Here is a 15,104-nt window from a genome sequence, read left to right on the forward strand (position 1 = left end):
ATGATCATTGGTATCGGTACAGACATTTTGCAGATTGGGCGCTTACAGGCTGCTTATGATCGCACCAATGGTCGTTTGGCGGAAAAGATTTTGGGCCCAGATGAAATGTTGGTCTTCAAACGCCGCCTTGCCAGAAATCACAAACGTGGCATTGCTTTTTTAGCGACACGCTTTGCAGCGAAAGAGGCTTTCTCAAAAGCGATTGGCTTGGGAATGAGAATGCCTATGACTTGGCGTTCCCTGCAAACCTTAAATGAGCCTAGTGGTAAGCCGGTAACAAGCTACCTAGGTGCGCTTGCACAGTTTATGCAAGAAAAAAATTGGGAAGCGCAAGTGACGGTGAGTGACGAGCAGGATATGGCAATAGCCCATGTCATCGTTACGCAGAGATAAAAAAGTTCAAAAATCTAGAATTGATAGAGGAAGAAATGAGTAAAGCGACGATGAATCCGGGACCAGTTACCCTTGATGTAGTGGGTCAGGTCTTAAATGCAGAAGATCGTCGCCGTATCTTGCATCCTCTAACAGGCGGCGTTATTTTGTTTGGTAGAAACTTCGCCAATCGCAAGCAACTCACAAAATTAACGGCTGATATTAAAAAATTACGTCCCGATGTATTGATCTCCATTGACCATGAAGGCGGCCGAGTACAACGCGCCAAGACGGATGGCTTTACCCATTTGCCGGCCATGCGTAAGCTCGGCGAGTTATGGGGCGCTAAAAGCAAATCGACTCACGCGGCTGAATCTGCCGCACTGGCAATGGCTGCTGCGACTGCTTGTGGATATATATTGGCTGCAGAACTTCGTGCCTGTGGTGTGGATTTTAGTTTTACGCCAGTCTTAGATTTGGATTTTGGTCGTAGCGGTGTCATTGGAGATCGTTCATTTAGTCGAGATCCACAAATTGTGTTTGCATTGGCTAAGAGCTTGAATGAAGGGTTGCGTCTTGGTGGAATGGCAAACTGCGGCAAACATTTCCCAGGTCATGGTTGGGCTGAGGCGGATTCTCATGTAGCCATTCCGGTAGATGAGCGTTCATTGGCAGACATTCTTAATGATGATGCTAAGCCCTATGAGTGGCTGGATTTAAGTTTGGCTGCAGTGATGCCGGCACACGTGATTTATCCTAAAGTCGATCAAAACCCTGCGGGCTTCTCCAAGATTTGGTTGCACTCTATCTTGCGTCAGGAATTAGGTTTTGAGGGTGTAATCTTTAGCGACGATCTCTCTATGGAGGGTGCAAGTGTTGCTGGTTCGGTAGTGAAGGGGGCTGAAATGGCCTTAGACGCTGGTTGCGATGCAGTGCTGATCTGTAACCGCCCTGACTTAGCAGATCAGTTGCTTAGTCAATTGAAGGTATCAAAGGCAAAGCAAGCCGAATCTGCCACTCGCCTAAATCGTCTCATGCCGAGCTCCCCATCTCCAACCTGGGATGCCTTGCAAAAAGAATTGGAGTATCAACATGCTAAAGGTTTGTTAAAGCAATTTAATTTGATTGCTTAAGCAAATTGGTAAGCATTAAAAAAGCCCGGCATGCCGGGCTTTTGAACATCTATAGTGTGCTAATTAGTTAGCGCGGCTACGGTATTCACCTGTACGAGTATCGATTTCGATCTTGTCACCAGTGTTACAGAACAAGGGTACTTGCAATTCATAGCCAGTAGCCAATTTTGCTGTCTTCAATACTTTGCCTGAGCTGGTATCGCCTTTAACAGCTGGCTCAGTGTAAGTGATTTCACGCACCAATGAGTTAGGCATTGCAACTGAGAGTGCCTTACCTTCGTAGAACACTACTTCACAAGGCATACCTTCTTCGAGGTAGTTCAATGCGTCACCCATGAATTCTGATTCAACTTCATATTGGTTGTAATCACCGTCCATGAAAACATACATCGGGTCTGCGAAGTAAGAATAAGTGCAATCTTTCTTTTCGAGGATCACTACATCGAATTTGTCATCAGCTTTGTAAACGCCTTCGTTTGGCGCGCCAGTTAATAAATTCTTAAATTTCATTTTCACAACTGAAGAGTTGCGGCCGGAGCGGCTGTATTCGGCCTTTAAAACGACCATGGCATCGGTGCCAATCATGACGACGTTACCAACGCGGAGTTCTTGTGCTGTTTTCATCTTGCTATTCCTGGGTGCAGATTGATTTTTCTGCGGTTTTTATCAAAAACAAGATTGTAACCGCCCGCAAGTCTTTATTGCTTGGTCTTAGGCTACGAACCGCAATAGGCGGGCGGCTAAGCCCCCATCCCCTTGGTTTTCGAGTAATTGGGTGCGCCATGCCTCTGAATGGGCAGTCCAAGTATCTAGGGTGCCAAACCATTCACTGGGCATTGCCCAGGTCATGGCAGCAATCGTTGCAAGGCGCAATTCTTGATTGGCATCTTGAAGGTAAAGGTCTAAAAAGGCAGCTAACTTGACTTCATGAACGCGATCTTCTTGTGGATAAATATGCCAAATAAATGGTTTGCCTGCTAATTGCGCACGAACAAAAGAATCTTCGCCACGAACGATATTGAAATCACATTGCGAGAGCACCCAGTCATAGTCATCTTGAGAAACAAATGGCATTGATAATAATTGGATATTGGCTGGCAATTCAAATGCATGCTCACCATAAAGATTAAGGAGCTCAGTATGTCCATGCGTCAGCAAGACATCGATATCCTCACCAAGACCGCTTAAGTCCTCTAGCCACTTTCGCAAAGGGGCGCCTGGGTAGCAAAATATGCTGACGCGTTTTGCATTACTACGCAGCTCAGACCAAATTTCATTTAAATCGTTTGGAATTTGGTTGGCTACTGTTGTGCCAACTGGTGGAATTGGGTCGACCAATATTCCACCAGCTTCAACTTGAAATCCTGGAAAGAAAAAATACTTGGGTATGCCATGAGATTGTGGTGATGCCTTTGCATGGAAATCCATAATCCATGGTTCAGCGCTGAGATATTCAAGATTGATAATCAGGGGTTTGACTGGGGCTATGAATAAACCAGTTAAATAGCGCTCGGGTAACTCACATCCAAAGGCCTCGATGACGACATCAGGAGTGTGGACGGGGTGCCTTGCATTGCTGTAACTCCCTTCCCAGGGCTGGATATCAATGTTGTCTTTAATTGAGGGGTCTACACCAGAAGCGAGTAAATTCAGGGTTGGTAGGTCGTCGCAAAAAATACGCACCTCTTGGCCATGAAGACTTGATAAGCTTCGGGCTAGGCGCCAGCAAACACCGGCATCACCATAGTTATCTACGATTTGGCAGAAAATATCCCAACGCATGAGCAATTCGCTTTTTGAAACCCTTCAGCAGGACGTTAAACGGCTACCCGGATTACCGGGGGTATATCGCTTCTTTGATGAGGCGGGGAACATTCTGTACGTTGGCAAAGCTCGCAACCTTAAAAAGCGTGTATCCAGTTATTTTCAAAGCAAGCAGTTATCACCTCGAATAGCACTCATGGTGGGCAAAATTGCTCGCTATGAGACAACGGTAACACGGACTGAAACGGAAGCCCTCATTCTAGAGAACAATCTCATTAAAGAGTTGGCTCCACCATTCAATATTTTATTTCGAGATGATAAGTCTTACCCTTATGTAATGTTAACGGGACATCAGTTCCCGCGCTTAGCCTCTTATCGTGGCAAGGTCGATAAGCGCAATCATTACTTTGGACCCTTTCCAAATAGCTGGGCGGTACGTAATAGCGTTCAGATTCTGCAAAAAGTATTTCGCCTCAGAACTTGCGAAGACTCTGTCTTTAAAAATCGTAGCCGCCCCTGTCTGTTGCATCAGATTCATCGCTGTAGTGCTCCCTGTGTAGGTCGTCTTAGTGTTGAGCAGTACGGTCAAGATGTGGCACAAGCAACACGCTTCTTAGAGGGTGATCACAGTCGTGTACTTGCAGAGCTCGAAAAAGAAATGCATGCGCATAGCGAGGCGATGGAATTTGAAATGGCCGCGGTACTTCGTGATCGGATTGCAGATCTCTCAAGTGTTCTGCAACAGCAGGCAATGGATACGGTTGCCGAGGGTGAGGGTGATGTTGACATCATTGCTGTCGCGCAAATGGAAGGCATGGTTTGTGTGAATCTCGCCATGGTACGCGGTGGTCGCCACTTGGGTGATAGAGCCTATTTCCCTAAAGGCTTGCGAACAGCCTCAGGGGAGCTCCCACCCCCTGCGGAAATACTTGAAGCCTTTATTGCGCAACACTATTTAGAAGATGCGAGCGAAAAAGAAGGCGCAACGACGAATCTAATTCCACCAGTTTTGGTGTTGAATCATTCTTTACATTCTGTGAGTGATGATGTGACTCAATCAAATGAAGCGCCTCCCGAAGATCTTCATGATTTATTGAATGCACAGGCTGGTAGAAAAATTACCTTCTTACATCAGCCTCAGGGTCAACGTCGCCATTGGCTGGCTATGGCAGAAGGCAATGCTAAGCTGGCATTAACAAAACGCTTAGTAGAGACAGGTGGTCAGTTAGCTAGAGCACGCGCATTAGCAGATATTTTGGCTTTAGATCTTGAGGGTCTTGAGCACCTACGTATCGAATGTTTTGATATCAGTCATACCTCTGGCGAAGCAACACAAGCGTCCTGCGTGGTGTATGCCAAGAATACAATGCAATCAGGCGAGTATCGTCGCTTCAATATTAATGACATCACACCGGGTGATGACTATGCAGCGATGCGTCAAGTCTTGCAAAGACGCTACGCTAACTTCCAAGAACTCCCCCCAGAAAAAATGCCTCAAGTCATTTTGATTGATGGCGGCAAAGGTCAGGTCGAAATGGCAAGGCAAGTGCTTTCAGAATTTGGTATGGACGTAGGCTTAATTGTTGGTGTTGCTAAAGGTGAAGGTCGTAAGGTTGGGTTAGAAACCTTGATCTTTGCTGATGGCCGCGAGCCTTTGGAGCTGGGTATTGATAGCGCAGCGCTCTTGTTGGTTGCGCAGATTCGAGATGAGGCCCATCGTTTTGCAATTACAGGTATGCGTGCCAAGCGCGCCAAAGCTAGAACTGTTTCTCGATTAGAGGAGATTGAGGGCATTGGCGCAAAGCGACGTCAGAAGTTATTAGCGCGTTTTGGGGGGCTCAAGGGGGTTGCTAATGCCAGTATTGAAGAGATTGCCAGTGTAGAAGGGGTATCGCTTACTTTGGCTGAACAAATTTATCGCCAATTACACTAGTAGTTATTGATCATATTTGGTTTATGCTTAGCCAATGCCATTCAATGTACCGATCGCTCTAACTTGGTTACGTGTAGCAGCAATTCCATTGCTGGTAGCGATTTTCTATCTCCCCAATACTTGGTTTACCCCATTTGAGAAGAATTTGATTGCGGCAATAATCTTTATCTTTGCTGCTATTACTGATTGGTTGGATGGATTTCTTGCGCGTCGCTTAAAGCAAGAGTCTGCTTTCGGTCAGTTTTTAGATCCCGTTGCGGATAAATTAATCGTTGCGGCTGCATTGTTAGTTCTCTTGAATATGGATCGAGTTCAGGTTTGGGTTGCCCTGGTCATCATCGGTCGCGAAATCACAATCTCTGCACTCAGAGAATGGATGGCCTTGCTTGGGGCTGGTAAGAGTGTCGCCGTGCATATGGTGGGTAAGTTAAAAACAACCGCTCAGCTTGTTGCGATTCCTTTTTTACTACTGAATGACACCTTATTCGGCTGGCTCGACTGCGCCAAGATTGGTACTTGGTTAATTTGGGTGGCTGCATTCTTAACGCTTTGGTCGATGTTTTATTACCTGAAAAAAGCCTTGCCGCAATTGGCTGGCAAAATAGACTAATTCCCTTCGGTCCTTATTTATAAAGGCTTATCGGGCTGTTTTAATTCCTAAAGTTTTCCTTTTCACGGGGAATAATGCTTTCTTTTGGATTGTTTGTTAAACTATCGCCCTGTTATGCGGGAATAGCTCAGCTGGTAGAGCGATACCTTGCCAAGGTATAGGTCGGGAGTTCGAACCTCCTTTCCCGCTCCAAGTTCGATGGGAAGCCCTAAAAAGCTTCCCATTTTTGATTCAGGTATGTGGCGCGTTGGCCGAGTGGTTAGGCAGGAGCCTGCAAAGCTTCGTACGGGGGTTCGATTCCCTCACGCGCCTCCAGTGATTTCGCTTGACGAAATAGGTGTAGCACCTAAAATACTTTCAGAATGTTTCAGAAAGTCGCATCACTTTTTTAAAGCGAAAAATGATCAAAATTCACACTTTTAAAATTAGCCTCCTCGCATTGTTTATAGCGGGCTTGGCTGCTTGCGCTTCTTCTGGTGATTCACCTACAGGCACGCCACAAGAAGTCCAGGAAATTCAATCCCAACTCTTGGGGGACATGCCTTTACCTGCAGCTTCAAAAATTATTGGCGCTGATTCATTAATTATTGGACGTGGTGATAACTGGGTGGGCCGTGTTGTTTTATCTGGGGTGCAAACACCAACTGATATTTATGCCTTCTTCCAGTCTGAGTATCCGCGCGCTGGGTGGACAACAGTAAGTGCCGTGAAATCGAAAACCAGTATTTTGGTATTTACCAAAGGTGATCGCACTGCTACTGTGGAATTGAATGAAGGTTCCATGACTGGACCTAAAACACTCATCACCATCACTTCATCACCGAAGAATGCTAACGTAGTGGCGCCAAGTAAGAAATAATTGGTAAGAAACAATCAGAAATAAAAAGGCCTCCACTGGAGGCCTTTTTATTTGGTAAATGAATCTCTACCTCAGAGACCTTCAGCCCTGATTAGGCCGACTGCTTGACCTTCAATTGCAAAGTTTGGTTGACGACCATCAACCACAATATTTTTAAAGTCTGGGTTTTCAGCCTGCAACTCGATCACCATGCCATTGGCAGTCTTCTTCTGTTGCCAGCGTTTTACCGTGACTTCATCATCAAGACGTGCAACCACGATATCGCCATTGCGTACCTCAGTGGTTTTTCTAACAGCCAAGTAGTCGCCATCCAAAATGCCTGCATCACGCATACTCATGCCTTTTACTTTTAATAAGTAATCAGCACCTTTGCTAAACAGGCTTGGGTCAATCGGTACTTGTTTCTCAATATGCTCAACTGCCATGATTGGTGAACCTGCAGCAACGCGACCGATTAACGGAAGTGTGAGTTGTTGTAACGCGCCTGATGGTAAAGACAGTTGACGATATTTATTCGAATGTTGTGTTTGGTTAAATCGTTGTGGAATACGAATGCCGCGAGAGGTGCCTGGCGTTAATTCGATATAACCTTTTTTGGCGAGTGCACGCAAATGTTCTTCAGCAGCATTTGCAGAAGCAAATCCCAGCTGTGTGGCTATCTCTGCGCGAGTCGGTGGTAGACCGCTCTCATCAATGGCTTTGGTGATAAGTTCCAAAATCTCACTCTGGCGTGCAGTGAGCTTGGGGAGGGCAGTCAGCTCCTCATGAAAATCGACTGTATTTATGTCCATACTGGGATTGTATACAGCACTATTTCAGAATTCAAGCAATTTAAGGGGGATAATGGGGTATGAGCACGATTAATGGCAATCCTGAAAATACCCCCCATATCTTGGTTTTGGGTATTGGCGGCACTATCGCTGGCTTAGCCCAAGACCCAGCCAACCCAAGCGCGTATCAAGCGGGGCAAGTGGGTATAGAGGCGCTTTTGGCCCGAATCCAAGAGGGTATTCCGGGGTCCGTAAAGTTCGTCTCTGAACAGCTTGCCAACATCGATAGTCGCGATCTTAGTGAAGAGCTACTAACCCAGATAGGCAATACTGTAAAGGAGTCTATTCAAGACTCTGCCGTACAAGGGATCGTTATTACTCACGGCACAGATACCATAGAAGAGACTGGGTTTTTCTTGCATGCTACCTGCGGCAAGCTTGCTGAAAAATTAGGCAAAAGGGTGGTATTAACTGGCGCTATGCTGCCTTCAAATGTACCCCAAGCTGATGGCCCACAAAATCTCATGGATGCCTTGAAATGGGCCTCAACTGCCCCTGAAAACTGTCCTGGAGGGGTATTTGCCGTATTTGCTGGCAAGGTCTGCCTGGCGCGAGATTTGGCAAAACGCCACAGCTCGGCTCTCAATGCACCATTAATAGATTCACCCAGTAGCCCAATAGGCTTAATCAATCCCTCTTGGCTATCTCGGGCTAGGGCAATTCAGGCCGCCTCAACTGAGGATTTGCCGATTCCTGAGACTTGGCCCTGGGTGGAAATTCTTACTAGCCATGCTGGTGCAAGGGCTCAACCCATTGAGGCAATGATGAGCGCGGGGGTTCAGGGTTTAGTTCTGGCGGGAACCGGTTTAGGTGGATTGCACGAAAATTGGCTGAGACCCTTAAAACAAGCTCAAGAGCAGGGTATCGCTCTAGTGCGTTCCACTCGCACAGGTGCTGGTCCCACGGTAAGCACAAAAGACGGGCTTGCCTGCGAGTTGGCTGGCGGCCTTTCTGCACCCAGAGCAAGGATTGCCCTGCAATTAGCTTTAAATGCTGTGGTCAGCTCTAAATCCCTGACTTGGCAGGATTTTTTTGCTAGAATAGCGGTCTTGCCTGAGTTTAGGTAAGGGTTTAAAAAGTGTTGTGAGCAGTACCTACAATTTGTTACTACCTTGTCACACTGGCGCTAATTTCAAAACCATCAGAAATTAGCAAGACGCCCAGGTGACTTCATCCTTAAGGAGTGTTTGATGCGTCATTATGAAATCGTCTTTATCGTCCATCCGGACCAAAGCGAGCAAGTGCCAGCGATGATCGATCGCTACAAAGCTACATTAGCAGCTGCGGGCGGCAAAATTCATCGTATTGAAGATTGGGGTCGTCGTCAGATGGCTTACATGATCGACAAGCTTGCTAAAGCCCACTACGTTTGCATGAATATTGAGTGCGACCAGAAAACTCTGGAAGAGCTCGAGCATGCGTTCAAATTTAACGATGCTGTTTTGCGTCACCTCATCATCAAGACTAAGAAAGCTGAAACAGAGCCTTCTATCATGATGAAAGAAGTGCAGCGCGAAGAGGCACGCAAATCAGCTCAATCCGAAGCTCCTGTAGCAGCGGAATAAGTTAGAAATTTGAAGAGGAATACACAGACTAGAGAACGTATTAGAGAAGCGGAGCGGCGTTGAATCATTTCACCCTCACTGCAATCTTAGTATCTAAAGACGCGATTCGATTTACACCTGCAGGAATACCGGTGATGCATTGCCAGCTAGAACATAGCGGCGAAGCAAACGAGGTAGGGGTAGCAAGGAAAATTCAGATGAGTGTTGAAGCCATAGTAATCGGTCCAATACAAAAGGATCTAGAGCAAATGGATTTAGGAGCTGAGGCGGTGTTTGAAGGATTCTTAGCACCGAAGACTCTACGTAATCAAAGACTGGTTTTCCATATTACCCATATTCAATTGAAAAATTAAAGAGGAAATCATCATGGCGTTTGGAAAGAAACCCGATTTCAAAAAGAAACCAGCTCAGAACCCATTGTTCAAGCGTAAGCGTTATTGCCGTTTCACTGTTGCTGGCGTAGAACAGATCGACTACAAAGATGTAGATACATTGAAGGACTTTATTGGTGAAAACGCCAAGATCACTCCTGCTCGTTTGACAGGCACTAAAGCTAAATATCAGCGTCAGTTAGACACTGCTATCAAGCGTGCTCGTTTCTTGGCTTTGTTGCCATTCTCCGATCAACATAGAAAATAATTGGGAGCCCTCAATGCAAATCATTCTTTTAGAAAAAGTAACAAACTTGGGCAACCTCGGTGACGTAGTTCGCGTTAAAGACGGTTTCGCTCGTAATTTCCTAATCCCACAACGTAAAGCTCGTCGTGCAACTGAAGCAGCTATCGCTGACTTTGCAACACGTCGTGCTGAGTTGGAGAAATTAGCTGCTGAGAAATTAGCTGCTGCTGAAGCGGTTGGTGTAAAGCTCAAAGACTTGGTTCTCGAAATCGGTCAAAAAGCTGGCGTTGACGGTCGCTTGTTTGGTTCTGTAACTAACCACGATATCGCTGATGCTTTGAAAGCCAAAGGTTTCACGATTGAGAAAGCTTCAATCCGTATGCCTACTGGACCATTGAAAATGGTTGGTGATCATCCTGTTGCGGTTGCTGTTCATACCGACGTAGTAGTGGATATCACTATTCGTGTAGTTGGCGAGCAAGCTTAATTAGTCTGTAAACTAGCCTCATGGCTGAATCCCGTTCACGTACCGTTACGCTGAATCCCGGCATGACGGGTTCTGGGGATGCAGTCGTGCAGGCTTTGAAAGTTCCTCCACATTCTGTAGAAGCCGAGCAATCACTGCTCGGTGGTCTACTGATCGATAACTCCTCTTGGGACAACCTTGGTGGAGTCTTAAACGACAAAGATTTCTATCGTCCTGAGCATGCATTGATCTACAAGGTCATTGCACGTTTAGTTGGCGATAACCATCCCGCAGACGTTATTACTGTTCACGATGCAATTAAGTCTGAGCAGGGCGGTGATCTGGTTAGCATTGACTACCTTAATTCATTAGCGCAAAACACACCGAGCGCAGCGAACATTAAAGGCTATGCCGATATCGTTCGTGACCGCAGTATTTTGCGCCGTTTGATTGAAGTCTCTGACAGTATTGTTAACTCAGCATTCGTACCAGAGGGGCGTACAGTACGAACCCTATTGGATGAAGCGGAGTCTCGCATCTTGCAAATTGGTGAGGAGGGTAGTCGCAAAGCCGATTACTTGGAGATCGAACCATTACTGCGCTCAGTTGTTGCCAGAATTGATGAGCTCTATAACCGTCAAGGCGGAAGTGATATCACCGGTATCGCAACGGGCTTTATTGATTTAGATAAACAAACTAGCGGTTTACAAAAAGGTGACTTAGTCATTGTTGCTGGAAGACCCTCGATGGGTAAAGCGCAGCCTTTGGATGCAAAAGTGAAAACCGTTGATGGCTGGAAATTGATGGGCGATTTAAAGTTTGGTGATCGCCTTGCTTCTGTGGATGGTCAGCATTCAATGGTCACGGGCATTTATCCACAAGGCACAAAGCAGATCTATAAAGTCACTTTTTCAGATGGCCGTCAAGCTGAGTGCTGTGATGAGCATCTCTGGCGGGTAATGTATCGCGATTGGTCCGAGCCACGAGTTATCAACACCACTCGCTTAATGGAAATGTTGCAGTGTGTTCGATATAAGAACAGATTATGGATTGACCCAGTTTCAGGCGATTTTGGTCACTCAAATGCCTTACCAATTCACCCTTGGGTTTTAGGTGCGTTGCTAGGTGATGGCACTCTAGCCCTATCTCATAGATCAGTCATGTTTTCAACTAAGTCACCTGAGCTTGTAGAACGCATGAATTTGCTTGCGAACTATGAGATGGAGTTAGTGCATGCTAATGCATATGACTGGAGATTAGTTTCGAAAGAAAGAATTGCTGCTAATGGTCAAAGAGCGGCTATCAAGACAAATTATTTTAGAGCTGCTTTAGATGAATTAGGTGTTTTAGGTTGCAGGAGTTTTGATAAATATATTCCGGCTACTTATCTTGAGGCCAATAAGAATTCTCGTCTTACATTGCTCCAGGGTTTGATGGATACCGATGGATGGATTGAGAAGTGGGGCTCTATTCGTTTTTGTACAGCAAGCAAGCAATTATCTGAAGATGTTGCAACTTTAGCTAGGTCATTAGGAGGCTTTTGCTCCATAGCACAAAAGCAAACGAGCTATACCTACAAGGGTGAAAAGAAGCAAGGCCGCTTATCTTATGTTTTGAATATGAGTTTTGGCCCCGGTTTTCAAGCTTTTACTCTGCCTGAAAAGGCTGAAAGGTTAAGAGCAAGCTGGGATCGCCAACGTAGAATTTCATTTCAAAGTATTGAGCCTTCCAGGATGTCTGAGGCGCAATGTATTTCAGTTAGCCACCCACAAAGAACTTACGTAACGAATGATTATGTTGTTACGCACAACACTGCATTTGCACTCAATATTGCAGAGAACGTCGCACTCGCTGAAGGTTTACCAGTTGTAGTCTTCTCGATGGAGATGTCCGGTGAGCAATTAGCAGCCCGTCTATTGGGTTCTGTTGGTCGTGTTGATCAAGGTCGTATGCGTACTGGAAAGTTGCAAGATGATGAATGGCCACGCGTCACCGACGCGATTGCGCGTTTAAGCAATACCCAAATTTTGATTGATGAGACTGGTTCTCTATCTAGCCTTGAATTGCGAGCCCGTGCACGTCGTATTGCCAGAAACTTTGGCGGTACTTTAGGTTTGGTAGTAATTGACTACTTGCAGTTGATGAGTGGCTCTGGTTCTGAGAACCGCGCTACAGAGATTTCAGAAATCTCACGCTCACTCAAGTCACTCGCAAAAGAATTGCAGTGCCCAGTCGTTGCTCTCTCACAGTTAAATCGCGGTCTTGAGCAGCGTCCTAATAAACGTCCCATCATGTCTGACTTGCGTGAGTCAGGTGCTATCGAACAAGATGCTGACTTGATCATGTTTATTTATCGTGATGAGGTCTATCACCCAGATACCACCACCGATAAAGGTGTGGCTGAGATCATTATCGGTAAGCAGCGTAATGGCCCAATTGGTACAGTGAGATTAAGTTGGCAAGGTCCGTATACCAAGTTCGATAACTTGGCGATGGGCTCAATTGGATACTCTTCTGGTGGTTACGAGCCTTTCTAGAAATAAGTCAACACAATATCTTTAACAGTAGATAAACAAAAAGCCTCGCAGTGCGAGGCTTTTTTACTGAAGGAGATAAATAAAATTTATCTAACTCATTTTATTTGCCACCCATACATTTTTTAATGGATGCATCTTTGGCAGCACCATACAAAGGCTTACCATCTTTGCTAACCGCTTTAGCTTCACAATCATTAGGCTTGGCATCGCCCATACATTTTTTAATCGAAGCATCTTTTGCTGCTCCGTATAACGGCTTGCCATCTTTACTCACAGCTTTTGCTTCACAGGCTGCCTGATCGGCAAATACATAAGTGGGAACTGCAAAACTCAAAGCAATACTTAAAGCAATGATGATTTTCTTCATGTGACATTCTCCTAGGTTGAGGGAAAAGTTTTGTATGCAGCTTTTAGGTCATTATTTATAATAAACCCACCTAAGGGTATTAGCTTTAGGGTTAATAGATATTAACTTTATAGCTAATTATCATTTCTAGCATCTAATTCTTAATTTATGGCTACCTAATGTTCCTGCAGAAAATCCTTAAAGCACCAATTTGGTTCGCTGGAGCACTTGTGACGGGCGTATTAGCTCCTAAAACTATTTTTGCCCAAGCTGCAGGATGCCCGTCTGCAATTTTGACTACCGGTAATCAAAGTATTACATGTAGCACTGCTGCCACTTCCGGTTCACCCGTAACTACAGCAACTGCAATACAAACATATTCAACTAGCAATCCTCCTCCAGGCGGGAGTCCTTTGCTAAGTTCAAATGCCTACGATGGTATAAGTGCAACAGTTACTCAATACACAACAATTCAGTTATCTGGTTCCCCCGTAGGTTTAGCGAGCGGAAATACTGTTACTAACTATGGAGTATTGAATTCAAATAGCTTTACAAATGGCTATGGCATTTCATTTGGTGCAAATAATCGATCAAGCACTGGTGGTAATACCGTTCTGAACGCATCATCAGGGCGAATTATTACTGCTGGCGGAAACGCAAATGGTATTTATGTAGCTCCAACTTCCGCAGGCTCAACTGGGAATTCAATCACCAATGCTGGATCCGTTTCAACTTCGGGGAATTCAGCTGCAGCGATTAGTTTGATGTCAGGCTCAACAGGTACTTCAGTTGTCAATTCAATTGTGAATACGGGCACATTAACGACCACGAAGGATAACGCTGCTTATGGTATCGAATTTAGCTCTGTCGCCGGAACTAATTCGGTTAATAACTCTGGAGTTATCACAACATCAGGAAGTACAGCGCATGGAATGAGTATTACGAGCACTCGTAATACTGTTGGCATCACCAATAGCGGGACTATTTCTGCATTGGGCGCCGGTGCAAATGGAATTAATGTTTCTGGCGCAGCAAATATCACGAATTCCGGAACTATTGGATCATCTTCTGGGCTTGCCATTAATTTTGGGGGAACATTGCCTACAGGCGCTTTCAATACACTCAATATTAATAATGGCTCAGTCATTAATGGCGGAATTGCCTTTAATGCCAATAGCGCTAGGGAAACTTTAACTTTTAATGGCTATTCAAATAGTAATTTTAATAATGCCATTACTGGCTTAAATATTATTAATGCCAATAATGGCTCTAATGTTGTACTGTCTAGTTCAGTGGGCTATGACTTAGTCACTGGACAAGTTGCGGTAGATGCAACATCAGTGTTGAATATCAGCGGTGTAGTTAAAGATCAAGCGTCTCCAGTGGTTGCCTCTAGCCTTACTAAGGTGGGCGCTGGCACCTTAACTCTCTCAGGTGCCAATACGTATAGTGGGGGCACCACTCTTAGCGCCGGTACTATTGCGGTTGGTAATAATGCTGGCCTAGGAACTGGTAGCTTAGCGATGGCAGACAGTACTACTCTACAAGCAGCATCAGCTGTAACTCTTGTAAATAATATTGGTGTTACAGGTGCAGCCAGCATTAATACCAATGGTAATGATCTCGGTTTAACTGGAAATATTACGGGTACAGGTGGCGTTACTAAATCCGGCTCAGGTGTTTTAACTCTCTCTGGTACAAATACATACAATGGCTCCACCACTATTAGCGCTGGATCAATAAAAGCAGGGGCCGCAAATACACTGTCTCCTAATAGTGCAGTAACAGTCAATTCTGGCGCAAGCTTAAATTTAAATAATTTCTCACAAGTTATTGGGTCTTTAGCTGGTGCCGGAAATACCTCCTTGGGGAGTGCAACGCTTGCAACAGGGGGAAACAATGCGAGCACGAGTTACTCTGGCGTTATCGACGGAACTGGCGCGCTCACCAAGACAGGTAGCGGAACATTTACTTTATCTGGTGCCAATACGTATAGTGGGGGTACCACAGTCTCCGCTGGAACCCTAGCTGGTAACACGACCAGCTTACAAGGAAATATTCTTAATAATTC

At 45.4% G+C, this 15,104-nt stretch carries 16 protein-coding genes and 2 tRNA genes; 14 read left to right on the forward strand and 4 right to left on the reverse strand.

Going from position 1 to position 15,104, the window contains the following annotated elements:
* Together acpS and nagZ are read left to right on the forward strand one after the other, a co-directional pair.
* Positions 1-393: a holo-ACP synthase gene (gene acpS, locus FD968_RS02250; RefSeq protein WP_215367177.1), complete on the forward strand. Its 393-nt coding sequence runs from the start codon at positions 1-3 to the stop codon at positions 391-393.
* Positions 394-428: 35 nt separating this feature from the next.
* Positions 429-1,505, forward strand: a complete 1,077-nt coding sequence (nagZ, locus tag FD968_RS02255) for a beta-N-acetylhexosaminidase (RefSeq protein ID WP_215367178.1) — start codon at positions 429-431, stop codon at positions 1,503-1,505.
* A gap of 63 nt (positions 1,506-1,568) precedes the next feature.
* On the opposite strand, the gene efp is transcribed toward nagZ, so the two are convergent.
* Together efp and earP are read right to left on the reverse strand one after the other, a co-directional pair.
* Positions 1,569-2,129 carry an elongation factor P gene (gene efp, locus FD968_RS02260; protein ID WP_215367179.1) on the reverse strand — a complete coding sequence of 187 codons (561 nt, stop codon included), beginning with the start codon at positions 2,127-2,129 and terminating at the stop codon, positions 1,569-1,571.
* Positions 2,130-2,216: 87 nt separating this feature from the next.
* Positions 2,217-3,287, reverse strand: a complete 1,071-nt coding sequence (gene earP / locus FD968_RS02265; RefSeq protein WP_215367180.1) for an elongation factor P maturation arginine rhamnosyltransferase EarP — start codon at positions 3,285-3,287, stop codon at positions 2,217-2,219.
* Between earP and uvrC the strand changes: the two genes are divergently transcribed.
* The 5 genes from uvrC to FD968_RS02290 all read left to right on the forward strand — a co-directional run bounded on the left by uvrC (position 3,286) and on the right by FD968_RS02290 (position 6,671).
* On the forward strand, positions 3,286-5,202 hold the full coding sequence (uvrC, locus tag FD968_RS02270) for an excinuclease ABC subunit UvrC (protein WP_215367181.1): 1,917 nt from the start codon (positions 3,286-3,288) through the stop codon (positions 5,200-5,202). The two genes, earP and uvrC, sit on opposite strands and share 2 nt — an antisense overlap.
* A gap of 34 nt (positions 5,203-5,236) precedes the next feature.
* Positions 5,237-5,812 carry a CDP-diacylglycerol--glycerol-3-phosphate 3-phosphatidyltransferase gene (gene pgsA, locus FD968_RS02275; protein WP_215367182.1) on the forward strand — a complete coding sequence of 192 codons (576 nt, stop codon included), beginning with the start codon at positions 5,237-5,239 and terminating at the stop codon, positions 5,810-5,812.
* Between the two features lie 116 nt (positions 5,813-5,928).
* A tRNA-Gly gene (locus FD968_RS02280) sits at positions 5,929-6,004 on the forward strand.
* Positions 6,005-6,053: 49 nt separating this feature from the next.
* A tRNA-Cys gene (locus FD968_RS02285) sits at positions 6,054-6,127 on the forward strand.
* Between the two features lie 85 nt (positions 6,128-6,212).
* Positions 6,213-6,671 carry a hypothetical protein gene (locus FD968_RS02290; protein WP_215367183.1) on the forward strand — a complete coding sequence of 153 codons (459 nt, stop codon included), beginning with the start codon at positions 6,213-6,215 and terminating at the stop codon, positions 6,669-6,671.
* A gap of 71 nt (positions 6,672-6,742) precedes the next feature.
* On the opposite strand, the gene lexA is transcribed toward FD968_RS02290, so the two are convergent.
* Positions 6,743-7,462 carry a transcriptional repressor LexA gene (gene lexA / locus FD968_RS02295; protein WP_215367184.1) on the reverse strand — a complete coding sequence of 240 codons (720 nt, stop codon included), beginning with the start codon at positions 7,460-7,462 and terminating at the stop codon, positions 6,743-6,745.
* A gap of 59 nt (positions 7,463-7,521) precedes the next feature.
* On the opposite strand from lexA, the gene FD968_RS02300 reads away from it, so the two are divergent.
* The 6 genes from FD968_RS02300 (at position 7,522) to dnaB (ending at position 12,687) form a co-directional block, all read left to right on the forward strand.
* Positions 7,522-8,568 (forward strand): asparaginase, encoded by a 1,047-nt coding sequence (locus FD968_RS02300; protein WP_215367185.1) that lies wholly within the window; start codon positions 7,522-7,524, stop codon positions 8,566-8,568.
* Between the two features lie 123 nt (positions 8,569-8,691).
* Positions 8,692-9,066, forward strand: coding sequence for a 30S ribosomal protein S6 (gene rpsF, locus FD968_RS02305; protein WP_068948000.1), 375 nt, complete (start codon positions 8,692-8,694; stop codon positions 9,064-9,066).
* Positions 9,067-9,125: 59 nt separating this feature from the next.
* On the forward strand, positions 9,126-9,419 hold the full coding sequence (gene priB, locus FD968_RS02310; RefSeq protein ID WP_215367186.1) for a primosomal replication protein N: 294 nt from the start codon (positions 9,126-9,128) through the stop codon (positions 9,417-9,419).
* Between the two features lie 13 nt (positions 9,420-9,432).
* Positions 9,433-9,705, forward strand: coding sequence for a 30S ribosomal protein S18 (gene rpsR / locus FD968_RS02315; RefSeq protein ID WP_068948002.1), 273 nt, complete (start codon positions 9,433-9,435; stop codon positions 9,703-9,705).
* A 13-nt stretch (positions 9,706-9,718) separates the two neighbouring features.
* Positions 9,719-10,171 (forward strand): 50S ribosomal protein L9, encoded by a 453-nt coding sequence (gene rplI, locus FD968_RS02320; RefSeq protein ID WP_215367187.1) that lies wholly within the window; start codon positions 9,719-9,721, stop codon positions 10,169-10,171.
* Between the two features lie 62 nt (positions 10,172-10,233).
* Positions 10,234-12,687: a replicative DNA helicase gene (gene dnaB / locus FD968_RS02325; protein WP_215367937.1), complete on the forward strand. Its 2,454-nt coding sequence runs from the start codon at positions 10,234-10,236 to the stop codon at positions 12,685-12,687.
* 100 nt (positions 12,688-12,787) lie between these two features.
* Here the strand turns inward: dnaB and FD968_RS02330 are convergent, their stop codons facing one another.
* On the reverse strand, positions 12,788-13,054 hold the full coding sequence (locus FD968_RS02330; RefSeq protein WP_215367188.1) for a hypothetical protein: 267 nt from the start codon (positions 13,052-13,054) through the stop codon (positions 12,788-12,790).
* A 158-nt stretch (positions 13,055-13,212) separates the two neighbouring features.
* Between FD968_RS02330 and FD968_RS02335 the strand changes: the two genes are divergently transcribed.
* A partial coding sequence (locus tag FD968_RS02335; protein WP_215367189.1) for an autotransporter-associated beta strand repeat-containing protein occupies positions 13,213-15,104 on the forward strand: 1,892 nt, incomplete at its 3' end.

This window comes from Polynucleobacter sp. AP-Titi-500A-B4 (assembly GCF_018688095.1).
Taxonomy (GTDB): domain Bacteria; phylum Pseudomonadota; class Gammaproteobacteria; order Burkholderiales; family Burkholderiaceae; genus Polynucleobacter.